Here is a 26,359-nt window from a genome sequence, read left to right on the forward strand (position 1 = left end):
CAGTTGGTTGGGAATTTTTAAGTAAGAGCATTTTACTTCGGGCTTGTTGAAAGTAGTGCAGATGCGATCGCAAAAGCAATTGGATAGTCCAAATCTCTTTCCAGCATCCCCCACTCTCCTGTAGGATTAATTTCTAAAAAAACATATTCTCCTGATGGCGTTTTAATTAAATCAAATGCTCCAAAAACCAGTCCAAACTTAGCCATAAAGGCATCTAAACAACGGATTAGTCGATCGGGTAATTGCTCTGGTTGCCAGGTAAGAATCTTTTTTGTCTCGCGTCGCCAATCCTGGGTAGATGCTGCATATTCAGACGCATCTAGCGCCCCGACAAACAGATTGCCATCCACATATACTGCTCGTAGTTCTTGCTGTTTAGGAATTTGTTCTTGAAACATAACTGGACAATAGCGCAGTGTTTCAGCATCAAGTAAGTCTTCTTCTTTAACGACGCTGGTATACATGAAAAAAGAAGAGGCTTGCATCCCAAAAGAAAGAGGTCTGAGCAGCTTGACAATCATTTTTCCTTTAACTTGGTGGAAAAATTCTCGTGCTTCTTGAGGATTGTTGGTGACAAGAGTCCGAGGTATGACAAGACCTACTTCCGATGCAATCCGCAGTTGACGTAACTTGTTTTCAGCTGCACTTATCCGGTGTAAATCATCCACCCACTTAGCATCTCTGAGGCTGTCCCAAAAGCCATCTAAGACTGCGAGTGATTCATTAGAACAGGCTGCTTGAAATTGTGGAGCCAATTCTTGACCGAGATCGGGTTGCCAAATACGCCGCATCCATACTGCTTGCACTTGCTCGGTGTTGAGGGAGCGATCGTTATATATCAGTGAATGATTGCTACCAGAGTTACTTAAATTAGCCTGGAGTTGGAGTGCGATCGGAAACTTATCAGTATCAAAACGAAATGGCTGTGCGCCTAGCTTTGATACCGCTTCTGCAACTTTATCTATTGTAAAATAATCACCACTATGGGTGATTAATAAAACTACATCACGATCGAGGTGCATAAAATATTTTTATTAGTTTTTGCATTTTCACTATTGTTAACTCTTGAGAAAGCAAAATTTTAAAAAAGTGAACTTAATTTTAATGAGAAGCCAACCCCTAGACGAAGTTGGCACTAACTGTATTTTTATACTGACAATAGTTTTAAAACCGCATCTCTGGTGTAATCAAAAGTATGCAGCTATACAGGTTTAGACGGCGAACTGTCATCATCGCCATCTGAAGGATACTTCTGAGTAACAGCGTATTCATCACTATCAGAAGGGTACTTCTTAGTTACTGCGCCATCTTCTTGATCGGATGGAAACTTCAGAGTTGTTACAAGTTCATCCTTATTCTTGTTTGTGGCATTATTACATTTACCACCGATAATCGCTTTTGAGTCTTCATCAGAAAGGTCTTCAAGGCTTTGCCCTTCCAAGAATCGAGCGAAGAATGGTACTGCTTGTGAATTCAACTTTTCTGGTTTGTTTTCAGACACAATCTTTCTCCTATAACAACTGAACTTAAATATCTCCTGTATTATATGACATATTACATACTAATACCTTTGCCAAAAAAAGAGTTTATACATCAACTCAACCTCGGAAATTGGCGAAGTTTGACTTACCAAAATAAGTATTAATTTATCCTTTAACAAATATTTACTTTTGTATAATCATTGCTTGTATAAAGTTAAAAATATAATAATTTTTCTTACAGCAAGTATGAACGGGGCGCAATTGTGAAACAGTATAGCAAGGGACTGGGGACTGGGGACTGGGGATGGTGGGGCAGGTAATTATCAAAAAATTCACTTAAATATCTTAATAATCATCCTTAAAAGCGCAACATTTCTAGGAATTATTTACTTCAAAATAATTCAAAATATTCTCTTTGCTCCCAGTTAGTCACCTGTTTTAAATAGTCTTCTGGTGGGCGATCGCCGACGGACTGCAAAAAGCGATTGTAAATTCAAATTGACCGACACCTCCTTCGTTTTCTACACTCCTTAAAGGCAATCCCATTTCAACTAAGTTTTCGGCTAAAACGCGCAGTAAGTCGTGAATCTCTGGATTGTGGGATTCTAAAAGATATTGGAAACTATGCTCTACAGCGCTAACTTTTGCAGGTTCACCAGGTTTTCCAGAAGTACCAACATTAGCGATCGCTAACATTGGATCTTCTAACTTTGCCAGATACCACTCAACTTCTAAGCCGACAATATACTCCAATCCCCTTTGATGTAACTCTACCAATGATTGGCGCAAAATACCGCGACTGGAAAAGGGCATTACCTGACCATTTTGAAAGTACTCGTTACAGAGAATAAAACCAGTACGTTTTGCCCAAGGCAGAATTTTGAAGGTATCAGGGACAGGAACAGCTACAAGATTTGGCGCACCTGTCATCAAAGGCATATCTAAACTACCGCCAGGAACAAACGGGTTAAATACTATTGCACCACCAGTATCAAACAGGAATGTGCCTGTGCTGATTTGCATAGCGTTTTCTAAGGCGCTGAAAAATGTCTGCGGTAAGAGCGATTTGCTGCGAACAATCCCATGCTGGTCTGACCAAGCGGTACGAATCAACAATAGATCCCGTTCTTTGACAACAGCCTCAAGCTTTTTAGATGCTTCTTTTTGGATTTCTGTCCACAGGTGATGACGCTCAATAAATCCAGGCTTTTTCATTGCACACAAAAAATCTTAAATTAACATGGAGCCATTCTGTTGACGCTTGACGAATGTGACGATATTAACTAGAGTTCTGCATGAATTAAAGCGTTTTAAAGCTCAATTACTTTATTTGGTTGAAATATACATTCTGGCGTGAGAATATTAGCTTAATCATTGTGAAATAAGATTCGACAGTAAGAATTTTATATTTTATTATAGCGTTTCCCGACCTGCTAAGGTACTGAGTAAATCACTAATAACATTAGGTAAGCCTCTGCGTACCTTTGCGTTTGACTCTGCGCTCCTCTGCGTTTAAAAACATTATTTCTGTACCTCACGTAACTAGGAATTGCTATATGCTTACCCGTGACATGATTGCGTGGTTTCCAACTTGTAGCTCCTAATTCAATACTCCTGACTTCCTTTTTTCATAAGTTAACCAATTTTTATCAATCATTGCAGAAGATGATTAAAAATTAAGATTCATTGAGTTTTCACTAACATCATGAAGGTGTAATAGAGTAAAAGTGAGAATTGGAGCGTTGACGTGGAGTTAGTAACTATACATAGACAGCCAGCAAGCATTCTTGGTTTAGCAGGGCAATCGATAGATGCTGCAACTGTTTCATTGGCATTTGAAGCGGGGATCAATTACTTTTTCTTTTACAATTTGGAATCGGAAAACTTCTTGGATGGCTTGAAATCTCTGCTGGTAGGAAAGCGTGAGCAGACCTTGATAGCAACAGGTAGTGAAAATTGGAATATAGAATCTTTACGCAATTACTTGGACTGCGTGCGCCATCGTTTAAATATCGCGCAAGTGGATGTATTTTTTGCTGAATATGTTTCCCCTGCTGATGACATAGTTCAACTTCAAGCGGTGCTTGACGAACTGCATTCTTGGAAAGATCAAAAACTCGTGCGTTATGTAGGAGTCACAACTCACAACCTACCTATTGCCAAACAATTAATTGAAGTACGTCACATTGATGTGCTGATGCTCCGTTATAATATGGCACATCGAAAAGCTGAAGAAGATGTTCTTCCCAGCGCTTCAAAGGCAGGTATTCCAGTAGTAGCATTTACCTGTACTCGTTGGGGGTCATTACTTAAGGGGCATCCCAACTGGCAACAAAAACCACCACTAGCAGCAGACTGTTACCGAATGGCACTAAGTCATCGGGCAGTGCGTCTGGCACTTACTGCCCCAAAAAATAGGCAGCAATTACTGGAAAATCTTTCTGTGCTGCACTCACCCCAACTTTCGCAGCAGGAACTAACTCATTGGCAGGAGTATGGCGACTTAATTTATGGTGCCGGGCAAGACTCTTTTGATACTCAATGGATTTAAAATCCTGGTTATTGCTAGTGGTAAAGCAATTCATCTATAGTGCTATTTTTTCTTTAAACTGCTTACAAGGGTTCTGGATAACGCATATTTAATTTCACTAAATGTCTATTAATTAATTTTAATTTTTTAATATTTTACTCTCATCTAGTCAAAATATCTGCTGAAATGAAATTAATTATAGATAAATTTCTCAAAAAATTGATTGCATATTCACAGGTAAGAAATGAGCAAGCGAGGCTAGTTCTGATATGACAACCTGTAAAAATAGGAATTGGCACTCAGATTTATTAGAAGCTATTAGCATTATTGGAGTGCTGGCTCATGGCATATTTTCTTGTGAAAATCACGCCTTAGCCCAGATTACCCCTGATGGAACATTGGGTAATAACTCTTCAAAAGTCACTCCTAATGTCAATATCAAAGGTAGTGCTGCTGACCGGATTGATGGTGGAGCAATTCGCGGTACAAACCTGTTCCATAGTTTCCAGGAATTCAATGTGGGTGAATTGCAGCGAGTTTATTTTGCCAATCCCACAGGAATCTCCAATATTCTCACACGGGTGACGGGAAGTAATATCTCGAATATTCTCGGTACATTGGGGGTAAATGGTAATGCAAATTTGTTTTTGATTAATCCCAATGGCATTTTATTTGGGAACAATGCACGACTAGATGTGGCGGGTTCCTTTGTGGCGAGTACGGCGAATTCTTTTGGGTTTGGCAATGGGTTAAAATTTAGTGCAACAAATCCTCAGACTCCTTCTGCATTACTAACAGTTAATCCTTCGGCTTTGCTATTCAATCAACTTCAAGCTGGCAGAATTGAAAACAGTTCAATTGCACCAATAGGAGATAATATCTTTGGTCTACGAGTACCAGATGTTCGAAGTTTGCTATTAGTCGGTGGAGAAATTGCCATCAACGAAGGTCAATTGAATGCTCCGGGTGGGCGAGTGGAATTGGCAGGAGTTGCAGGTGAGGGGACAGTCGGACTGAATGTGGATGGTAATAATTTAAGTTTGGTTGTTCCTGATAATCTAGCTAAAGCCGATATCTCACTCAGTAATCAAGCCTTGGTCAGTACCAGTGGCGAAGGTGGCGGCGCTATTCAGGTGTGGGGTAAAGGAGTTACAGTTAGTGGAGGTTCCAAGATTGAAGCCAGCACTTTAGGAGCATTACCTGGAAAAGGATTGAGTGTAAATGCTTCCGAATCAGTGCAAGTCGTTGGAGAATCACCTACTGGAATTCGCAGTGGTTTATTTGCTGAAAATTCTGGGACAGGAGATGCAGGAGACCTGACAATTAACACCAGACAGTTACAAATCTTAGCAGGAGGAAAGATTTCATCTAGTACAACGAATGCAGGTGTGGCAAGAAATTTGACTGTGAATGCCTCAGAATCAGTGCAAATAATCGGTATTCCAGATAATCCCAATTTAGGCTCTACTGGTATGTTTGCTGCATCTAATGGAGTAGGAGACGCCGGAGACATCACGATTAACACTAGACAGTTACTCATCCAAAATGGAGCCGGAATTATAACCGATAGCGAAGGTAAAGGGGTTGGAGGGAGTATAACAGTAAATGCCGAATCAGTGCAGCTAGTCGGTACTGCTATTCTTCCACAGTTTCCTAATAGATGGTATCCGAGCAGAATAAGTTCTAACGCCTATGACATAGGGCCCGCAGGAAAGATTACGATTAACACCAATCAGTTATTAATCCAAGATGGAGCAGCGATTTCAGCTCGAACTAGCAGTAGTGGGGCTGGAGGAAGCTTGACAGTCAATGCCTCCCAATCAGTTAAACTGATAGGATTTGCTACTAATAGTAATAGTCTATTTCCCTTTCCCAGCAGCTTGTTAACTCAAACATCGAGTACAGGAACAGCAGGAGATTTGGCAATTAATACGAATCAATTGATTGTCCGACAAGGACAACTATCTGCCAGTACTTTTGGACAAGGGAATGCTGGCAATATAAACATTGAAACTGTCACTATGAATATCATTGATAGTCAAGTGGGAAGCAGTGTTTATCGTAAAGGGTTTGCCGGAAATTTGACTATTCACGCTGCCGAGTCAGTGGAAATTAGCGGAAAAATCAAATCATTTACATCTAATCTTGAAAATCCTGCTGGCTTATTTGCTCAGGTAAACCCTAGAGGTGAGGGTCGCGGTGGCAACTTGACCATTGAGACAAAACGCTTGAGTGTCAGTAATGGAGGTAAAGTGCAAGTCGCTACTTTTGGTCAAGGCGACGCTGGGAATCTCACAATTCGGGCTTCGGAAGTAGAAGTATTTGATACACTTATTGATAACCTCTATGCTACAGGTATCAATGCAGGTGTTGAAGTAGACGCAGACGAAACAGTGATTCCACCCAGAGGCAACGGTGGCGATTTAACAATTGAAACCGATCGCTTGAGTGTGAGAGGTGGTGCAGTAGTATCGGTTGGAACTGCTGGAGTGGGCAATGCAGGTAAATTACGAATTCATGCGTCGAAATCTGTAGAAGTCGTTGGTAAATCAGCAAATGGTAACTTTAACAGCCAAATCAGCGCTGCGGTGACGCCAGAAGGTACTGGTAGCGGGGGAAGTGTAAAGGTTGAAACTGAGCAGATGAGTGTCCGAGATGGAGGTGAAGTCACTGTCAGTAGTGCCGGCGCGGGGACGGCAGGCAACCTTGACATCCAAGCTCGTTCTTTGAGCCTGGATAATCAAGGAGCGATCGCCGCCATAACCAGATCGGGGAATGGTGGTAATATTACCTTGAAGTTGCAAGACTTATTATTACTACGCAATCATAGTCAAATTTCTACCACTGCCGGCAGTAGCGAATTCGGTGGCGATGGCGGTAACATCACCATTAATAGCCCTTTCATTGTCGCCGTTCTTAAAGAAAATAGCGATATCAGCGCTAACGCCTTTACAGGAACTGGTGGTAGAGTTGACATTACAACAAACGGTATTTTCGGTATTCTGCCGCAAAAAAGCCCAACCGAAAACAGCGACATTACAGCGAGTTCGGAATTGGGAGTGAGCGGGGAAGTAACTATCAACAGTCCAGATACTGACCCCAGTCGCGGCTTAATTCAACTACCCTCTAACCTCATAGATGTATCCCAACAAATCGCCCAAGGTTGCACTCCCAGAAGAGGACAAAACGCTAGTCGTTTTATCGCCACTGGACGCGGTGGATTACCCCAAAGTCCTAACGAACCGTTGCAGGGACGAGCAGTAATTACTGGTTGGGTAGATTTGCCACTACAAGCAACAGCGATCGCGGATAATTTATCTACTGCAACTATGACCAAATCTAGCGATCCAATTGTCGAGGCTCAAGGATGGATTGTTGATGGTAACGGTGATATTATGCTTGTGGCTCAATCTGGGCAAAGTTCTTCTATTCCCTCTGCCATGTCCTGTAGTCAATGATTCATTACTCTATCGGCAGAGGAATTTCTATTGATCTAAGTATTTCTTCAGAAAAGTTATTACTTTTCACTACTCTTAGCAGAATAAAATTAGGCCAAAGCATTAAAGCGAATCGCTACAGCGATGACACAGCCTAAAAGACCCACCACCNNNNCACTACTCTTAGCAGAATAAAATTAGGCCAAAGCATTAAAGCGAATCGCTACAGCGATGACACAGCCTAAAAGACCCACCACCACAATCACTATACAAACTAACCTTGATTCAACAATTGCTGTTTGTGTGGGGATGGGAATTGCGATCGCAGCTTTTTGGGCAAATTGTGCTTCTGCCCAAATTACTCCCGATCGCACTCTACCTAATAATTCCACCGTCAAACTAGAAGGTAACACCAGAATTATTGAAGGAGGAACCAGAGCGGGTGGCAATTTGTTCCACAGCTTTGAAGAATTTTCCGTTCCCACTGCAAGCACTGCTTTCTTTAATAATGCTCTTGACATTCAGAATATCATTAGCAGGGTAACGGGTAAGTCAGTTTCTAACATTGATGGGTTAATTCGCACTAATGGTATAGCTAACCTATTTCTGATTAATCCGTCGGGGATTATTTTTGGTAAAAATGCCTCACTGAACATTGGTGGTTCTTTTGTGGCGACTACTGCCAATGCGATACAGTTTAGCAATCAAAGTTTTTTCAGTGCTGACAATCCAAATAGTCCTGCATTATTGACAGTCAATCCTTCAGCTTTTCTATTCAATCAAATTGCTGCTGCGCCGATTCAAAATAACTCAGTCGCACCAGCAGGATTAAATCAGTCCGGCTTTAATGCCTTTGGTCTACGTGTAGTAGATGGTCAAAGTTTGCTGCTAGTGGGTGGCAACATCAGCATGGATGGTGGAAGGTTAAATGCTTTTGGTGGGAGGGTTGAGTTAGGAGGATTGGCGGGTGCAGGAACAGTTAATTTAAATAATATAGATGGTAGTAATTTGAGTTTGAATCTTCCTGAAGATATAGCATGGGCAGATGTATCACTGATCGACGGAGCCAACGTAAATGTCTCTGCTGACAAGGGGGGAAGTATCGCCATCAACGCCCGAAACATAGAGGTTTTGGGAGCAAGTTGGCTACTAGCTGGAATAGCACCAGGGTTAGGTTCTGCAAGTACTCAGGCAGGAGATTTAACGCTGAATGCCACAGGCACGATTCGAGGTGGGCAGGCTAGCAGAATTTTAAATATCGTAAACTCTAATGGTAAAGGTAGTGCTGGCAACCTTAACATCATTGCAGATTCACTATTTTTAACTGATGGCACTCAATTGTCTGCCAGCGTTTTTGGACAAGGGAATGCAGGTAATATTTCCATTCAAGCTGAAGATATCTCTTTTGATGGAGTGGATAATAATGGTTTTTCTAGTGGTGCATTTAGTGCTGTAGAACCAGGTGCAACAGGAAAAGGAAGCACTATCAGTATTACAAGTGGATCGCTGGCTTTAACTAATGGCGCTCGATTGAATACGAACAACGGTGGTAACATTAGTGTAACAACTGGGTCACTCTCCCTAACCAATGGCGCTCGAGTGTCTGCTAGCACTCGTGACCGAGGAGATACAGACAATATCTTCATTGATGCTAGAAATAATATCGTCTTGGATGGAGTAGAAGATAATAACTTTTTCAGTGGAGTATTTAATGAGGTCTTACGTGGATCTGTTGGTGATGGAGGCAGCATTAGTGTGGCAACTGGGTCACTATTGGCAAGTAATGGCGCTAGATTAACCGCTAGTACCTCTGGTCTAGGAAATGCAGGTAATGTGTTGATTGATGCCCGTGATACTGTCTCACTTGATGGTCGTGGTACAGGTGTTTTCAGTAATGTGACAAATAGGGGTAATGGTGGGAATGTTACCGTCATTACCGGAACGCTATCTGTCACCAATAACGCTCAACTGAGTACAAGTACCTTCTTCAAAGGCGATGCAGGCAATATCAGTATTGACGCTCGTAATCGAATCTCTTTTGATGGCAGAGATACAGGTGCTTTCAGCAGAGTCGAAAAACTCGGCGAAGGTAATGCTGGGAAAGTCAATATTACTACCAATGGCTCGCTGTTTGTCACTAATAGTGCTCAATTGAGTGCGGACGTTCTTGGGCGTGGGAATGCAGGCAATGTGACGATTAAGGCTCAGGATCGTGTCTCTTTTGATGGAGTAGACAGCGTTGTTTCTAGCGCAGTCAGACCTGGAGCAGAAGAAGGCAAGGGTGGGAATGTGACTGGGAATGTGACTATCACTGCCAGGGCTGTTTCTGTTACCAATGGGGCACAAATAGTCGCAAACACTCAACGAGGGGATGCTGGCAGTATAACGATAAACGCCCGTGATACAGTCTCTTTTGATGGAGTAGACAGCGTTGCTTCTAGCGCAGTCAGACCTGGAACAGAAGAAGGCAAGGGTGGGAATGTGACTATCACTGCCAGGGCTGTTTCTGTTACCAATGGGGCACGAATATTCGCAAACACTGAAGGACGAGGGGATGCTGGCAGTATAACGATAAACGCCCGTGATACAGTCTCTTTTGAAGGGGTCAGTGATGACGGGCAGCGTAGCAGTGCTGCTATCACCGCAGTGCAAAAAGGAGCAGTGGGCAACGCTGGGGACATCACTATTAATACTGACTCACTATATATTACTAATGGAGCTAGATTAGTGAGCATCGCTGAAGGTCAAGGGAATGCAGGCAGCGTCACAATTAACGCCCGTGATGCTGTTTATTTCAGTGGAATAGGTAGTAATGGACATTTCAGTAGTATATTCAGCAACTCAGCATCTGAACTAGCGGGCAAGAGTGGGGATATCACTATTACTACCGGATCGCTGTCTGCAACAGATGGGGCTTTCCTAACAGTCAGTACTGTAGGACAAAAAGATGCAGGAAATGTGAGGATTGAGGCTCGCAATACCGTCTCCTTCAGCAAAGACGCTTTATTGTCTGCTAGTACCTTTGGGCAAGGAAATGCAGGCAGTGTGACGATTAAAGCTAAAGAGCGCTTTTCCTTGACAAACAACGCAAAAGTCGCCACCGTAGTTTATCCTAGAGCATCGGGTAATGCTGGGGACATTACCGTCACCACGGGGTTGCTATTGATCGCCGATGGAGCAGGATTAACTACCACTACTGAGGGACTTGGACAGGGGACAGCAGGTGATATAGGAGTTACAGCCAGTTTGATTTTTCTTAACAATAAAGGCAGTATTCAAGCTACGACTGCCTCAGGCAATGGCGGCAGTATCGACTTGAATGTGCGGGACTTATTACTCTTGCGTCGAGACAGTCAAATCTCCACTACTGCGGGCACTACACAAGGTGGTGGTGATGGCGGTAATATCATTATCAATAACCTCCCAAATTACCGAGGCTTTGTCGTTGCCGTCCCCAATGAAAATAGCGATATCACTGCCAACGCTTTCGAGGGTAGCGGCGGGAAAGTTATTATCAACTCTACTGGCATCTTTGGGCTACAGCCGCGCAGTCGGCAAGAGCTTGAGCAGCAGTTGCAAACAACCGACCCGAAAAAGCTAAATCCTAATCAGTTACCAACAAGTGATATCACTGCCATCTCCCAAACCAACCCTTCCTTAAATGGTGAGATAAATCTCAACACACCTGATACTGACCCCAGTCGCGGCTTAATTCAACTACCCTCTAACCTCGTGGATGCATCCCGACAAATCGCCCAAGGTTGCACTCCTAAAAGAGGACAAAACGCTAGTCGTTTTATCGCCACAGGACGCGGTGGATTACCCCAAAGTCCTAACGAACCGTTGCGAGGGCGAGCAGTAATTACTGGTTGGGTAGATTTGCCCGCACAAGCAACAGCGATCAAACCGTTGCAAGGACGAGCAGTGATTACTGGTTGGGTAGATTTGCCACCACAAGCAACAGCGATCGCGGATAATTTATCTACTGCAACTATGACCAAATCTAGCAACCCAATTGTGGAGGCTCAAGGATGGATTGTTGATGGTAACGGTAATATTATGCTTGTGGCTCAATCTGGACAAAGTTCTTCTATTCCCTCTGCCATGTCCTGTAGTCAATAATTCCTTACTCCAATGGGAGAGGAATTTCTATTTATCTAAGTATTTCTTCAGAAAAGTTATTACTTTTCATTACTCTTAGCAGAATAAAATTAGGCCAAAGCATTAAAGCGAATCGCTACAGCGATGACACAGCCTAAAAGACCCACCACCACAATTACTATACAAACTAACCTTGATTCAACAATTGCTGTTTGTGTGGGGATGGGAATTGCGATCGCAGCTTTTTGGGCAAATTGTGCTTCTGCCCAAATTACTCCCGATCGCACTCTACCTAATAATTCCACCGTCAAACTAGAAGGTAACACCAGAATTATTGAAGGAGGAACCAGAGCGGGTGGCAATTTGTTCCACAGCTTTGAAGAATTTTCCGTTCCCACTGCAAGCACTGCTTTCTTTAATAATGCTCTTGACATTCAGAATATCATTAGCAGGGTAACGGGTAAGTCAGTTTCTAACATTGATGGGTTAATCCGCGCGTCGGGTACAGCAAACCTGTTTCTCCTTAATCCCAATGGGATTATTTTTGGCGAAAATGGCCAATTGAATATTGGCGGGTCGTTTGTTGCAACGACCGCAAATGCGATTCAATTTGGCAATCAAGGTTTTTTCAATGTTAACAATCCAAATTCTCCTGCACTACTGACGGTCAATCCTTCCGCTTTCCTATTCAATCAACTTCAGGCTGGCAGAATTGAAAACAGGTCAATTGCACCAGCAGGAATAGCTCCTGCTGGTTTTAATGCATTTGGTTTACGAGTAGGAGATGGTAAAAGTTTGCTGTTAGTGGGTGGTAATGTCAGCATGGATGGCGGACAGTTAAATGCTTATGGTGGGAGAGTTGAGTTAGGAGGGTTAGCAGCACCTGGAAATGTCAATCTTCTTTTTAATGGAGATAATCTCAGCTTGAAATTTCCTGATAATGCGACTCGTGCTTCGGTATCGCTTACCAATCAGGCGCGTGTGTATGTACAAGCTGCTGGTGGCGGTAATATTGCTATCAATGCCCGAAATTTGGAGATATTAGGCGGGAGTGTCCTTTATGCTGGGATTGTGGGGGGTTTGGGTACACCTGAGACTGTTGCTGGGGATATCACGCTAAATGCTACCGGAGACATCAAAATTGCTGATTATGGTAGCGGGATTGCCAATTTTGTAGAAGAAGGAGCAAAAGGCAAAGGAGGCAACATTACTATCGATTCTGGTGACTTCTTATTACAAGATGGCGCTCAACTTATTGCCTTAACTTCTGGAGTGGGAAATGCGGGGAATGTGACAGTGGATGCAAAAAATACTGTTTCCCTTGCAGGTAACGCTGCCATCTTCAGCAGAGTGGAAGCCGGAGGTGTGGGTAAAGGTGGCAATATCAACATCAATGCAGCAACACTGTCACTCACTGATGGCGCTACACTCTCTGCCTCAATTCTTGGACAAGGGAATGCGGGGAATGTAACGGTGCGTGCAAAAGATGGTGTGTCTCTGACAGGTAATACTGGCATTTTGACCACAGTGGCAGCCGGAGGTGTGGGTAAGGGTGGCAATATCGACATTAATGCTACAACACTGTCACTTACTGATGGCGCTCAACTGATAACCATTACTCGTGAAGCATCTGATACTCAACCAGCAGGAAAAGGAGATGCAGGCAATGTCAATATTTTGGTAACAGGTGATGTTGATATTGCTGGCGAGAAAAACGGTTTTCTGAGTGGGATTGTTAGCAGTGTGGAAACAGGAACAGTTGGCAATGGGGGTAACATTACCATCAATTCTGGTGACTTTTCACTACGAGATAGTGCTGAAATTAATGCCTCAACTCGTGGACAAGGAAATGGAGGTAACATTACCATCGGTTCCGGTGACTTCTCTCTAAGTGATGGCGCCCAACTTAATGCCTCAACTTCTGGAGTGGGGAATGCAGGGAATGTAACGGTGATTGCAAAAGATACTGTTTCCCTTGCAGATGCTGCTGCCATCTACAGTGCAGTGGCAACAGGAGGTGTGGGTAAGGGTGGCAATATCGACATTAATGCAGCAACCCTGTCACTCACTGATGGCGCTCAACTGATAACCATTACTCGTGAAGCATCTGATACCCAACCAGCAGGAATAGGGGATGCAGGGAATGTCAATGTTAAAGTAGCAGGTGCTGTAGATATTGCTGGGGAAAAAAACGGTTTTCTCAGTGGGATTGTCAGCAGTGTGGCCACAGGAACAGTTGGCAATGGGGGTAACATTACCATCGATTCTGGTGACTTCTTATTACGAGATAGCGCCCGACTTAATGCCTCAACTTTTGGACAGGGGAATGCAGGGAATGTGACGGTGATTGCAAAAGATGCTGTTTACCTTGCAGATGCTGCCATCCTCAGCACCGTAGAAGCCGGAGGTGTGGGTAAGGGTGGCAATATCAACATAAATGCAGCAACTTTGTCACTCACTGATAGCGCTCAACTGCTAACCTCTACTCGTGAAGCATCTGATACCCAGCCAGCAGGAATAGGGGATGCGGGGAATGTCAATGTGAAAGTCACTGGCGCCGTTGATATTGCTGGGGAAAAAAACGGTTTTCCCAGTGCGATTTTCAGCAGAGTGGATACCGGGACTGTTGGCCATGGAGGTAACATTACCATCGACTCCGGTGACTTCTCATTACGAGATGGTGCTCGACTTAATGCCTCAACTTTTGGAGTGGGGAATGCAGGGAATGTGACGGTGATTGCAAAAGATGCTGTTTTCCTTGCAGATGCTAGCATCTTCAGCACCGTGGAAGCCGGAGGTGTGGGTAAGGGTGGCAATATTGACATCAATGCAACAACTTTGTCACTCACTGATGGCGCTCAACTGATAACCATTACTCGTGGTGCATCTGATACCCAACCAGCAGGAAGAGGGGATGCGGGGAATGTCAATGTTTTGGTAACAGGTGCTGTTGATATTGCTGGGGAGAAAAACGGTTTGAAAAGTGCGATCGCCAGTATAGTGTCCACGGGAACAGTTGGCAATGGGGGTAACATTACCATCGATTCTGGTGACTTCTCACTACGAGATGGCGCTCAACTTTCTGCCTCAACTCTTGGACAGGGGAATGCAGGGAATGTGACAGTAGGTGCAAAAAATGCTGTTTCCCTAGTTAATGCTGGCATTCTCAGTACGGTGGAAGCCGGAGGTGTGGGTAAGAGTGGCAATATCAACATCAATGCAGCAACCCTGTCACTCACTAATGGTGCTCAACTGCTAACCTTTACTCGTAGTGCATTTGATACCCAGCCAGCAGGACAGGGGAATGCGGGGAATGTCAATGTGAATGTTACTGGCGCTGTTGATATTGCTGGAGAGAAAAATGGTTTGGTTAGTGCGATTTTCAGCAGTGTGGAAACGGGAACAGTTGGCAATGGGGGTAACATTACTATCGATTCTCGTGACTTTTGGTTACGAGATGGTGCTAAACTTTCTGCCTCAACTTCAGGAGTGGGGAATGCAGGGAATATTCGCATCAATGCAAAAGATGCGGTAACTATTTCTGGAACTAGTCATATCGGCGATAACAGTGGCTTATTTGTAAGTTCTACTAGTTCAGGAATCACAGGCGACATCGAAATCAACTCACCCAAAATTACCTTAGATAACCAAGGTAAACTCAATGCTGAATCTGCATCCGGTAACGGTGGTAACATCAACGTCAACAGCGACTTACTCTTACTCCGCCGCAATAGTCAAATCTCCACCAACGCAGGTACAGAAAAATTAGGTGGCAATGGCGGTAATATCAAAATCAATTCAAGATTTATCGTTGCAGTTCCTAAAGAAAATAGCGATATCAGCGCTAATGCTTTTACAGGGATTGGTGGTAGAGTTGACATTACAACAAACGGGATTTTCGGTATTCTCTCGCAAAAAAGCCCAACCGAAAATAGCGACATTACAGCAAGTTCAGAATTGGGAGTGAGCGGGGAAGTAACTATTAACACTCCAGATACTGACCCCAGTCGCGGCTTAATTCAACTACCCTCTAACCTCATAGATGTATCCCAACAAATTGCCCAAGGTTGCACTCCCAGAAGAGGACAAAACGCTAGTCGTTTTATCGCCACTGGACGCGGTGGACTACCCCAAAGTCCTAATGAACCGTTGCGGGGACGAGCAGTGATTACTGGTTGGGTAGATTTGCCTGCACAAGCAACAGCGATCGCGGATAATTTATCTACTGCAACTATCACCAAATCTAGCAACCCAATTGTGGAGGCTCAAGGATGGATTGTTGATGGTAACGGTGATATTATGCTTGTGGCTCAGTCTGGACAAAGTTCTTCTATTCCCTCTGCTATGTCCTGTAGTCAATAATTCGTTACTCCAAGAATCGGGGGAGGAATTACGATGAAACTCAAGAGTTATAAAAATAATCAGTGGCAACAGATATATAACGGATGCACCAGATGGTTCATTCGTTCCTTTAAAAACCATAACTTACCTGTTTTCATCCTCTTGGTTGTGGTGACAGCTTTTTTGTGCGTTACTGCTTTTCCCGTTGCTGCAACTATAGAAACACAAAATATCGCAATTGGAGTCTCAATCCAAAATCCGACTGCACAAACACAAGACTTGCTGCAACAGGGTAAAGTGCTGTATGAGGCAGGACAATTTGCAGAAGCGGTTAAAGTTTTGCAACAAGCAGTTAAAAGTTTTGGCAGCCAAGGCAATGAATTGCAACAAGCTGTAGCATTAAGTAATTTGGCGTTGGCATATCAAAAACTGGGTAATTTACCACCAGCGCAACAGGCAATTACAGATAGCTTAAAGTTGCTCGAAAAATCCTCTAATTCCCAAAATCTTCAGGTTTTGGCTCCAATTCTAGATATTCAAGGTAGTATTCAACTAGACTTAGGGCAAGCTGAACAGGCACTCAACACCTGGCAACGTGCGGAAGTTAGCTATAAGCAATTAGGCGATCGCAATGGCATTATCCGCGATCGCATCAATCAAGCACAAGCATGGCAAATTTTGGGATTTTACCGTCGGGCTTTGACGATCTTGACTCAATTGCAGCAGGAGTTACAATCAAAACCTAATTCAGTCAGTAAAGCAGTAGAATTACGGTCTTTTGGGAATGCTCTGCAATTAGCAGGAGATTTGAATCAATCTCGTCAGGTATTACAGCAAAGTTTGTCAATTGCCCAAAAATTGGATTCTCCCCAGGATGTCAGCGCGGCTTTATTTAGTTTAGGCAACACGGCACAAGTACAGCAAGATTTTAAGGGTGCAATACAGTTTTATCAGCAAGCTGCTGCGATCGCTCCTCACCCGATTAGCAAGGTTCAGGCTCAAGTTAATCAGTTGAATTTACTAGTGAACGCTGGACAAACAGCCGCCGTGCAGACACTATTGCCGCAAATCCAAACTCAACTGGCACAACTACCTGCTTCTGTGACAACTATTTATGCGCAGATTAATCTAGCTCAAAGCTTAATGAAATTCGGAACTACACCCGAAGCGATCGCTCAAATCTGCGCCAGAGCCTTGCAACAAGCTGAAAATTTAGCAGATAAACGAGCCGAAAGCTTTGCCCTTGGTACTCTAGGCAGTGTATACGAACAAACTAAGCAATGGTCAATTGCCCAGAACCTCACCCAACAAGCACTGAACATCGCTCAAACAATCAATGCCCCAGATATCGCTTATCGTTGGCATTGGCAGTTAGGACGCTTGTTAAAACAGCAGGGAGAAATTGAGGGCGCTATTGCTAGCTATGATACTGCGATCGGTGAGTTGCAGACTCTCCGTAGTGACTTAGTAGTTGTGAATCGAGATGTCCAGTTTTCCTTTAAAGAAAGTGTAGAACCTGTATATCGAGAGTCCGTAGAATTATTGTTGCAGTTTCAGCAAACTCATCCGAGCGAACCAATCCTAGACAAAGCTAGACAGAGGATTGAAGCACTGCAACTAGCGGAATTAGACGACTTTTTCCGGGAAGCTTGCATTAATGCCAAAACTGTTTTGCTTGACACAGTGGTAGATAAAGATAATCCCACAGCCGCGATCGTTTATCCAATTATTTTACCCGATCGACTCCAAGTGATTGTCAAAATTCCTAAACAACCACTGCGTAATTATACAGTAAATAAGCCCCAGAATGAGGTAGAAGGTACTATAAAACAACTCAGAGAGTATTTATTAGAACCCGATCGCAATGAAGAAGTGCAAGCGTTATCGCAGGAAGTCTATGGCTGGTTAATCAAAGAAATTGAGTCAGATTTAAAAGATAGTGGCGTCAAAACCCTTGTATTTGTACTGGATGGCATATTGCGAAATGTGCCAATGGCTATATTGTATGACGGTCAGCAATATTTGGTAGAAAAATACGCTGTAGCACTCAGCTTAGGACTCCAGTTACTCGCACTCAAACCCTTGACACAAACAAAACTCAATGTACTAGCTGCCGGGTTAATGCAACCACCACAAGGCTTTCAACAGCAATTTCCACCGCTACCAGAAATTAAATCAGAATTCGACTCTATTTCCCAAGCGATCGCCTCTACCACCCAGTTACTAGATCGAGACTTCAACAGCAAAAACCTAGAGAGTAAGGTAAATACTGTGCCATTTAATGTGTTACATCTGGCAACCCACGGTCAATTTAGTTCCAATGTTGAGAATACTTTTATACTTGCAAACGATGGGCCGATTAACGTTACGCAATTTGATAGCTTATTGCGCCGTCGAGATCGAACTCGCTCAGAAGCCTTGGAAATGCTCGTGTTAAGTGCTTGCCAAACTGCTACTGGTGACAATCGCGCCACGCTAGGGCTAGCAGGAGCATCCGTGAAAGCTGGCGCCCGTAGTACCTTGGCTTCACTATGGCATATCAGCGATAAATCTACTGCTATCTTAATTGGGGAATTTTATCGTGAGTTAGTTAAAAATGAGGTGACAAAGGCTGAAGCCTTGCGTCGTGCCCAAATAAAGTTGTTAAAAGATTATCCCAATTACAGTCGTCCTGGCTACTGGGCACCTTATGTTTTAGTTGGTAACTGGCTTTGACAAATTCTACTCATTTATTGAAGTTTCTAGAGGTTGCCCTTTTGGAGTGTGACAAAAGCTGTTCATGAGCGATCGCTCAAACCGAATTTGCCTGACGACTTTTGCAAAAGGTCTATTGCTCTGCTGTGCTACTTTGCATTAGCTTGGCAACATTTTATCAAAGGTTGTTTAGCTAAATTCTCTAAATCTACGGATTGAAGCAAATTCATCCACTCCACCGCTAGAGTTGGATCTTCAGGTTTGCTAAGACGTAATTCAGCTAAAGTAGTTAAGGCATCGAACCAAATACCATTTTCGGCATAAAGGTTTACCCGTTGCTGGGGAGTTGCTTGCTTCAAGTTATCTACTAATTGAGGATTTGGATTGACTCGTTGCACCCATCCTTCCACATACTCTCGTTCTGGAGGTTGTTGTGGATTGCAAATGACTTTTATTTTGAAAAACCAGTGATACATCTTGTCTACTTGCAATGGAGAAGCATTTGCGTTTAAGCGAATGCTAACAATTCCTGGTGTTTCTGGTATTGTTACTATTGTTCGGTAAAGAGTTTGACTTGATTTACCTGACTCATCTTTGACAACAAATTCAATGGAATCAATTAGAGACTTTTGATAGGGGACAAAAAACCAAAAAGTTGGATATTCCTCATTCGTCAAGCCCCAAACTTTAGTAACAGAAACAGCTTCTGTTTTTCCTTGATTGACTGTCTCTTTATATATAGGTACAAGTCCAACTACAGACTGATTCCCAACGCCACAACCGCGACTTGCAGCCCCTCCGCGATCGCCTGCTGCACCCCTGTCTGGAGGAGGCGGAGGAGGCGAAAATTTCTTAGGAGTAGCCGCCGCAACTGGTGTCATCCAAATCATTGGAGAATAGCCGATAATTCCCCAGAAAGTCATTCCCACTGCCGCGATTAATTGCATTTTTTGCCAATAGCTTTTCATAAAACCTCCTAAACTTGCTTGCTGAACGGCGATTTTCATGCTTAGAGAATGTTTGAAAAGTGTCGTATAACATATTAAATTCTGACATTACCCCCCCAACCCCCTTATAAAGCTTTCTCTGACATTACCCCCCCAACCCCCCTTATAAAGGGGGGCTTTAAGAAACTATTTCCCCCCCCTTCCAAGGGCTTTAAGAAACTATTTCCTCCCCTTTCCAAGGGCTTTAAGAGACTATTTCCCCCCCTTTGCAAGGGGGGGTTAGGGGGAGTATTAGATACTTTGGGTAACAAATATAGCTTTCCAAACATCCTCTTTTGATTGGCATTATTATTAATTTTTAAATTTCATGTTTAAGTAAGTTGTAGCTATTAAACTATTAACTACTAAAGCCAACATAGCAGGAATTAGCGGAACCCAACAACTATATACAATTAAAAATATAAAACAGCTAACGTATAAACTAATAATGGCTATTCCTCCTGCCAAACTTAAGTAAATGAATCGGTGCAGATAAGCAGTAAATAAACCGCCTAAAAAAGACCAACCCCAAACCCAAATTACCTCACCCCAAAGCGGCCAAGTCCACAACAGAGGTTTTCCGTCCAAAGCAGCACTGAGCAGTTGACTGACCATCTGGGCTTGTAAAAATACTCCTGGTATTGCCTGTAATTTTCCTTGAGGAGTGATGTAGGGAGTTAACCAGTAATCACCAAAAGTTTCTGCTGTTGTGCCAATAATGACTATTTTGCCTTTGACTGCATTGGCATTTAGCTTACCTCTTAACACTTGTTGTAAGGTCATACTTGGTGCAATCGCTTCTGGTGAAGGAGAAGAACGATAATTTAATAAAATTTGGTGTCCAAAAGCATCAACTCCTTGATAACCTCCGGTATGAGCTTCTATTGGTTTAAATGTCACCTTCCCTAATTGCCATGCGCCATCAGGGGTAAATTGCAACCGAATTCCTTTCGTATATAGGTAACGCAGCGCCAGTTGAACATTCAAGGCATAGGGCGCAGTACAAGGAGATGAAGGCGCAGGAGTTAACGCTAACAGATGGCGACGCACAACATTATCTGAATCGATGGCAATATCGCTAAAACCGAGATTATGTGAAGAAACTTCTGGGGGTGGTTTTACACCTGGTTTTCCGGCTTGAGAATCGCTGAGTTGACATACCCCGACAAAGCGATCGCTTTTTCGCATCCTTTTTGCCAATGCTGGATAATCCTTATCCACTGGATAATCTCGGTATATATCCAAACCAATAACTTGTGGTTGATATGCCTCTAATTTTTCTAACAGTTTGGCAAGTGATTTGTCTGACAACGAACCTTGAGGTTTTTCCGGTTTTTGCGCCTGGACATCTTCTTCAGTCACAGTGACAATCAGTAGGCGTGAGTCTGGTTTTTCAGGAGGGCGCAAGCGTACCAGTTGGTCAAATGCACTTAACTCTAATGTTTGCAGCATGCCCAAATACCTGATCCCGATTAATATTACTGTTACTACCATGCTCGTCAGTAAGATTAATGAGAAGCCAAGCCGATTTGTAGTTCTTCTAACAGGCGTGGTTTGAGACAAAGATGCAGAAAGATTGGGTGTATTTCTAAACAATTCCCGCCAATTCAACGGCGTCTCAGCCGGATTTTGAAAGATGACAGGCAACCATGTAGCGCAGGGAAATTGGTTTTCTAGTCCCTGTAACCTTTCTCGTGCTTCCCTGACGGCTAAATACAACGAGCCTCCCCGCGCAAAGGCTTCTAAAAAATACTTTAAAAACTGTTGCGCCACGCGATCGGGTACAGGCTCTCGCATGACGATAATTTGGGGAATATGTAAATCTGCAAACTCCCATGCCAATCCCAAGCCATCACAAGAATTGAAAATCGCTAGTTTTAGACCTCGTTCTACTGCCTTTTTCAAGGCATACTTTAACTGGCTAATTGTGAGACTTTCTGTTTGATTAATGTAGATTTTTCCGGTTTGATTCGTTTCCTGAGTGGAACTATGTCCGGCGAAAAATAGAATCTGCCAATTCTGCTCCCATAGCTGATCGGTAAGGTCAAGACATTGTGGTTCAACTAAAAAAGTGATATCTGTATTGGGTAACAAATTAAGCAGCGCTTGGTCTGCTTTGGTATCAATACCTTGACTGTTACCCAAAATCGCTAAGATTTTTACTTTATCGGATGTAGTTGCTATGCGGTTAAGGTTGACTTGTTCGTAGCCAGGAGCGCTCAAGGCGATTTCCGCCTGGGGATAGCGTTCTATCAAATCCCAAAGATGCCAGGGGAATTTCTGTAATCGCAGGTCTTTGGTTTGTAAAAGCATCCGAATATTATCCGCAAGCATGAGTTTTTCTAACAATTTCTCGCGGATGGAACGAAAGGAATCGGAAGCAAGCCAAGTATTAAAACTTACTTTGAATTCTTCACTCACCTGCTGGCAGTATTCGAGGCTAGGGGCTTGGGTAAGTTCTTTAGCTAAACCAATCGGACGAGATGGCAGCCTTAAATTACGATAAATAGATTGCCAACGATGATAATCGCGAAGAATTTCCGGGTTGGGGGGAAGCTCACCTGTGATTTCCACAGTCGGGCGGACATTTTCATCGCCAATCTGTAGAGTCACGGTAAACCCTTGTTCAAAGTTTCCCTCCCCTAACTTTAAGATGATTAACTTGTCCACAGCTAGTTCTCCCTAGATGTTGAGTACACCCGTAGGAGCAGGACACTGCCCATTGGTGTCAACTTCAGCTTAAACGCTTGTTGCACATATGTTTTACCCCACCCTAACCCTCCCCTTGTAAAGGGGAGGGTACTGGATTTCCGGCTTCTTTTCTTTGCAAGGTTAGTTAGTGGGCGACAATTCACCAGCCCCTTTAAGAGGGAATTCGATTTCCGGCTTCCCCCCAATACACGGGGGGATTGAGGGGGGTAATTTGACTTGTGTGTACACCGTAGCCGTGGTAAGAGGAGGGACGGTTTTGGGTTTAGACAAAACCGAGGTGAGGTGACGCTGTGAGTAACCATAAGTGAATGAACTCAATATCACGTCTTGACAAGGTTTCACGTTAAATTGACACCTATGGGCACTGCCGTGCCCTTACACCCTGCTATATATATCTTGGTTGCTAACTAGGTTGTTGTGTGTAGTAAAATTCAGTTTAAGAGTAAATAATAGAAGCTAACCGTGAAGATTTTTGAAGGTAAAACTTAAAACCGCAAAATCTCTCGGTCATAGTCTTCAGGTGTGGGTTCTATTTCCCAAACCAATCCTTCTCCTAGTTCCAAAATTACTTCCAAATACAACATATCTACAGGAGTTGTTGCTGTATCTTGATTATTTTCAAAAGCTTGTAAGTCTTCCGTTAGTAGTCGGAGCTTAAATCCAGCCGGAATTTGACCATCAACAGTTGTACTTCGCAATTCAAAACGCCAAACATAATCCTCAGAAGTGCTTTTTGGGAAAATGCGTAACTCGTATGTTTGCTCTGCAACTTTTATTTGCCGAGACAAACCGAGAACTGGTTCTGCACTCCGCATTCCGGCAGGTACTACAACGAATTCTCTTTTTTCCCATCCCCACTGTTGAGCTAAATTGGCTACTCCTGTCTGCAACCATTGCGGAATCGATCGCTGTATGAGTAAACCCTGACGCAGTTCATACAACTTTTTTCGCCAACCGCTATGTGCCAAGAGCGCACCCCAGAGTGAAAATGGAACTGCCAAACGCGGGAATTTTACATCGCGATCGCCCAACCTTTCTAAAAGGTTTTCTGCCTGGGTTTTGCCAATAGGATCTATTGGTGCAATCTCAGCACGTAAGGCTTCTGAGCGATCGAGTTGGCGTGTAACCCACAGCACATTAATATCTGGAATTAAATCTTCACTTTCCAAGCTGTAAGTGCGATCGCCAGCATCGTAAACTCCTTTTGTTTTCAGAATTTGATGGGTTGTATAGCCAAAAATCTTTATCCAGCCATCATCGGGATTAACTTGTACAGCTATGTAATAATCAGCAATCCACTCTGGTATATCTATCCATTCTTGCGGTACGCGTAATTCATCGTCATCCATCGCCAGGGTGGGAATTAATACCAGGCGATCGCGCTCGAAACTAATAGCTGTGCCATTGACTACTTCCCAAAAACTCGGCAATGCCGCACTGTTAGGATAAACCCTGGCGGTGGGAGCAATTTCCTCCTGGAACCAAGGCAAAAATGCTTGCAAGCATTTTTGATTTATCCACCCACGTTGACAAGCACCAGCTGTTGAGTATGGTTGTTCTTGCACTTCTGGAAATTGAGTAATTTCCAAGTATAAATGCTGTGAGTCAATAGTGAATGGGGGAGGTGAATTCAACATAAATAATTTTAGAATGGCTCCATATAAAGACCATATTAGGGAGAGGGGAGAGACAAAATTATTTCTTGTCTGCTGATTGAATCTGGGTATGGCTATATTGGACTTTGAGCCATTCCTCTAAACTTGTGTTTATGGCATCTACTACGTCGGATTTAAGGGAAATATGCAAGGTGTTTTGACTCCATTGTGTAAGAGTCAGGAGCAATGACTTTTTAATACTGCTCAGGCGACGGGAAACAGTATATTGCTTAATTTCTAGCTGGGCAGCAATTTCTTGTTGAGTCAGTTGTTGAACGTAGTAAGCTTGTAGTACTTTTTGAGACTCAGCATCGAGTCCAGCGATCGCTTGGTGCAAAACTTGGTTTAACTGAGTTTGCTGCGATCGCATATTCACAGCTTCTTCCTGCTCAATAATTTCCGTTAGTAAAGATGTTTGCAAATCTACAGGCAGTATATCTAATAAATTACCTTCATCTTCTTTGAGGGGAGCGTCTGCGGAAACAAACTTAGGATAGAGGAAAGTACGGGCAGCTTTAGCAGCAGATAATACCCAGGTTTCTATAGTTTGCTGATTGACTGCGGCAGTGGACGAACTCAATCGGCCCAAACGTTCTGCATTATAAAGATTGCTAATAGCCTCCCAAGTCTGAGCATCTGGTTTGGCAAGCTGACGAATTTTTGTATTATCACCTGTGTAGAGTTCCTTAAAGCATTCCCAGGCTAAAACATAACTCTCGATGCTTTCTTTGTTAAATCCGGCATTTTCTAATGAATGCACTAGTCGTTTCCGACTGAGTTTATGCAATAATGCCCAGTCTGAGCAAATGTCTGCTTCCCGCTGTAAGCGCACTGCATCTTTGATAATCGATTCAAAAGTTAATTGTGCATAGGCTTTTAAATGCGAACTGTATTGAGGATTGAAATTTTTGAGTATTTTGTTAGTATTAGCGATCGCCATCTGAAAACAATCGGCTACAGACGACTGCGTGGGAAAGTTAAGAGCGAATTTTCTGGCAGTCCAATAGCACACCTCTTGTAAATAAGCAGAAATATGTGCAAGTGCCACAGCACTAGATTGAGTTTGCCAAACTCTATACCAGTAAAGCGCCCAAAAGGTATCTGATTTCTCAGTTGACGACTCCTCCAGGCAAAATTTCATACTACGTCGCAGTTTGGCATCTGTTGCCCAACCACTAAATTGGTCTACATCGAATTGCACAAACGTAGAAAAGATTTCAATAATGCCCTGTCGGGGTTGCATGGAATACTTGCCGTTGTTTGAAACATAGCTGATTACAATTATACAGCCAGAGGTACAAAAGCTAATTCCTTGCTGCGTAAGGACTTTACAGATTTTTCAAAAAATTTTCATCCAAGTGCATAAAAACTAAAAGTCATCGTAGAGAGTGATATGCAGAGAAGTTCATCTAAAAAGATGCTTTCTTTGGGGACTAGCGGAATCATTGAATAAGTTCGTCAAATACAGAACAAAATTTCGATGATTACAGCCGCAAATTTATCCCACAAATATGCAACTTCTTAAAAGTTACCTAATTATCTCTGCATCACCTAATTAACCAACATCAACAACAAAAGGAGTCAAAAATGACTGTCTACGATGATATCGGTGTTCTACCTGCTACCCCTGTTACCCGCAATGACTTTAATTTAAATGTTTTAGATTCCACTGATGTCTTTGAGTTCAGAATTGACACCACCCAAAACATAAATTTGTCTCTGACAAATATCAGTGCTGGTGATGATGCCGATTTGCGCCTTTATCAAGATAACGGTAACGGTTTCTTTGATACAGGCGACCAACTAGTTGATTTTTCCAGTAGGGGAAGCAACCAAGATGACTTCCTTAATCGTCGAGCAGACGCAGGTACTTATTTTGCCGAAGTCAGTCGCTTTAGCACTTCATCAGGCGATGTAAGTTACAATTTAGCCTTGTCTGCAACTACACCCAATAGTTCGCTAAGTGGTTTCAGCAATCTTTTGCCTAGAGAGTTTGCACTTGGTGACTTGTCAGGTGATGTTACCCGCTTTGGGACAATAAGTAATACCAACACCACAGATACTTACGAATTCTCTCTGGGATTATTTGAGGGTGTTGACATTACACTGAGCGGACTCCAAAGTGATGCTGACATCCGACTGATTGCGGACTATAACAACAATCGTATTGTTGATGCAGGTGAGGAAGTTGCACGTTCTACTAGTGGTGGTATTACATCGGAAGTAATTTCTAACACTAATCTTTCTGGTAATTACTTCTTGCAGGTCAATCAATTTAGTAGTATACAGACTGCCTACACCTTAACTTTTGACCAATTTACCACCACCGATGCTTAAGTTTAGGCATTAGAAGTGATAGGCGGTAATTGAAAGCATTGTAAGGTAATGCTCTCAAGTGTACGTAAATAGTCTTGCGGCAGAG

The 26,359-nt window shown here is 43.1% G+C and carries 13 protein-coding genes; 6 read left to right on the forward strand and 7 right to left on the reverse strand.

Annotated features, from left to right (window positions below; all coding sequences use genetic code 11):
• Positions 1 to 32 precede the first annotated feature (32 nt).
• From RMZ95_RS25865 to RMZ95_RS25875, 3 genes are all read right to left on the reverse strand, one after another.
• Positions 33 to 1,022 (reverse strand): MvdC family ATP-grasp ribosomal peptide maturase, encoded by a 990-nt coding sequence (locus RMZ95_RS25865; protein ID WP_322683908.1) that lies wholly within the window; start codon positions 1,020 to 1,022, stop codon positions 33 to 35.
• Between the two features lie 179 nt (positions 1,023 to 1,201).
• Positions 1,202 to 1,501, reverse strand: a complete 300-nt coding sequence (locus tag RMZ95_RS25870; protein ID WP_322671241.1) for a microviridin/marinostatin family tricyclic proteinase inhibitor — start codon at positions 1,499 to 1,501, stop codon at positions 1,202 to 1,204.
• Between the two features lie 418 nt (positions 1,502 to 1,919).
• Positions 1,920 to 2,696, reverse strand: coding sequence for a hypothetical protein (locus RMZ95_RS25875; protein ID WP_322683909.1), 777 nt, complete (start codon positions 2,694 to 2,696; stop codon positions 1,920 to 1,922).
• Positions 2,697 to 3,228: 532 nt separating this feature from the next.
• On the opposite strand from RMZ95_RS25875, the gene RMZ95_RS25880 reads away from it, so the two are divergent.
• From RMZ95_RS25880 to RMZ95_RS25900, 5 genes are all read left to right on the forward strand, one after another.
• Complete coding sequence (locus tag RMZ95_RS25880; RefSeq protein WP_322683910.1) at positions 3,229 to 4,032, forward strand: aldo/keto reductase; 804 nt, start codon at positions 3,229 to 3,231, stop codon at positions 4,030 to 4,032.
• A 248-nt stretch (positions 4,033 to 4,280) separates the two neighbouring features.
• Positions 4,281 to 7,469: an S-layer family protein gene (locus RMZ95_RS25885; RefSeq protein WP_322683911.1), complete on the forward strand. Its 3,189-nt coding sequence runs from the start codon at positions 4,281 to 4,283 to the stop codon at positions 7,467 to 7,469.
• A 210-nt stretch (positions 7,470 to 7,679) separates the two neighbouring features.
• Positions 7,680 to 11,570 carry a filamentous hemagglutinin N-terminal domain-containing protein gene (locus RMZ95_RS25890; RefSeq protein WP_409883824.1) on the forward strand — a complete coding sequence of 1,297 codons (3,891 nt, stop codon included), beginning with the start codon at positions 7,680 to 7,682 and terminating at the stop codon, positions 11,568 to 11,570.
• A 123-nt stretch (positions 11,571 to 11,693) separates the two neighbouring features.
• Entirely contained in the window at positions 11,694 to 15,911 is a 4,218-nt protein-coding gene (locus tag RMZ95_RS25895; RefSeq protein WP_409883826.1) for a filamentous hemagglutinin N-terminal domain-containing protein, read from the forward strand.
• A gap of 33 nt (positions 15,912 to 15,944) precedes the next feature.
• Positions 15,945 to 18,605 (forward strand): CHAT domain-containing protein, encoded by a 2,661-nt coding sequence (locus RMZ95_RS25900; RefSeq protein ID WP_322684206.1) that lies wholly within the window; start codon positions 15,945 to 15,947, stop codon positions 18,603 to 18,605.
• A gap of 128 nt (positions 18,606 to 18,733) precedes the next feature.
• Here RMZ95_RS25900 and RMZ95_RS25905 read toward each other — a convergent pair whose 3' ends face one another.
• The 4 genes from RMZ95_RS25905 to RMZ95_RS25920 form a co-directional block, all read right to left on the reverse strand.
• Complete coding sequence (locus tag RMZ95_RS25905; RefSeq protein WP_322684205.1) at positions 18,734 to 19,591, reverse strand: DUF928 domain-containing protein; 858 nt, start codon at positions 19,589 to 19,591, stop codon at positions 18,734 to 18,736.
• A gap of 291 nt (positions 19,592 to 19,882) precedes the next feature.
• Complete coding sequence (locus RMZ95_RS25910) at positions 19,883 to 22,240, reverse strand: CHASE2 domain-containing protein (RefSeq protein WP_322684204.1); 2,358 nt, start codon at positions 22,238 to 22,240, stop codon at positions 19,883 to 19,885.
• Between the two features lie 527 nt (positions 22,241 to 22,767).
• Entirely contained in the window at positions 22,768 to 23,919 is a 1,152-nt protein-coding gene (locus tag RMZ95_RS25915) for a DUF1822 family protein (RefSeq protein ID WP_322684203.1), read from the reverse strand.
• A gap of 58 nt (positions 23,920 to 23,977) precedes the next feature.
• Positions 23,978 to 25,180 (reverse strand): sigma-70 family RNA polymerase sigma factor, encoded by a 1,203-nt coding sequence (locus tag RMZ95_RS25920; protein WP_322684202.1) that lies wholly within the window; start codon positions 25,178 to 25,180, stop codon positions 23,978 to 23,980.
• 344 nt (positions 25,181 to 25,524) lie between these two features.
• Here RMZ95_RS25920 and RMZ95_RS25925 point away from each other — a divergent pair, with 344 nt between their 5' ends.
• Positions 25,525 to 26,274, forward strand: coding sequence for a pre-peptidase C-terminal domain-containing protein (locus RMZ95_RS25925; protein WP_322671231.1), 750 nt, complete (start codon positions 25,525 to 25,527; stop codon positions 26,272 to 26,274).
• Positions 26,275 to 26,359: the final 85 nt, after the last annotated feature.

Origin of the sequence: Nostoc sp. DedQUE07 (assembly GCF_034530975.2) — a bacterium.
Lineage (GTDB): Bacteria > Cyanobacteriota > Cyanobacteriia > Cyanobacteriales > Nostocaceae > Nostoc.

Bases quoted from the DNA above. Each gene is read 5' to 3' on its own strand.
- RMZ95_RS25920 (WP_322684202.1), bottom strand. From the start codon at position 25,180: ATGCAACCCCGACAGGGCATTATTGAAATCTTTTCTACGTTTGTGCAA.
- RMZ95_RS25925 (WP_322671231.1), top strand. From the start codon at position 25,525: ATGACTGTCTACGATGATATCGGTGTTCTACCTGCTACCCCTGTTACC.
- RMZ95_RS25865 (WP_322683908.1), bottom strand. From the start codon at position 1,022: ATGCACCTCGATCGTGATGTAGTTTTATTAATCACCCATAGTGGTGAT.
- RMZ95_RS25890 (WP_409883824.1), top strand. From the start codon at position 7,680: ATGACACAGCCTAAAAGACCCACCACCACAATCACTATACAAACTAAC.
- RMZ95_RS25905 (WP_322684205.1), bottom strand. From the start codon at position 19,591: ATGAAAATCGCCGTTCAGCAAGCAAGTTTAGGAGGTTTTATGAAAAGC.
- RMZ95_RS25900 (WP_322684206.1), top strand. From the start codon at position 15,945: ATGAAACTCAAGAGTTATAAAAATAATCAGTGGCAACAGATATATAAC.
- RMZ95_RS25895 (WP_409883826.1), top strand. From the start codon at position 11,694: ATGACACAGCCTAAAAGACCCACCACCACAATTACTATACAAACTAAC.
- RMZ95_RS25915 (WP_322684203.1), bottom strand. From the start codon at position 23,919: ATGTTGAATTCACCTCCCCCATTCACTATTGACTCACAGCATTTATAC.
- RMZ95_RS25875 (WP_322683909.1), bottom strand. From the start codon at position 2,696: ATGAAAAAGCCTGGATTTATTGAGCGTCATCACCTGTGGACAGAAATC.
- RMZ95_RS25885 (WP_322683911.1), top strand. From the start codon at position 4,281: ATGACAACCTGTAAAAATAGGAATTGGCACTCAGATTTATTAGAAGCT.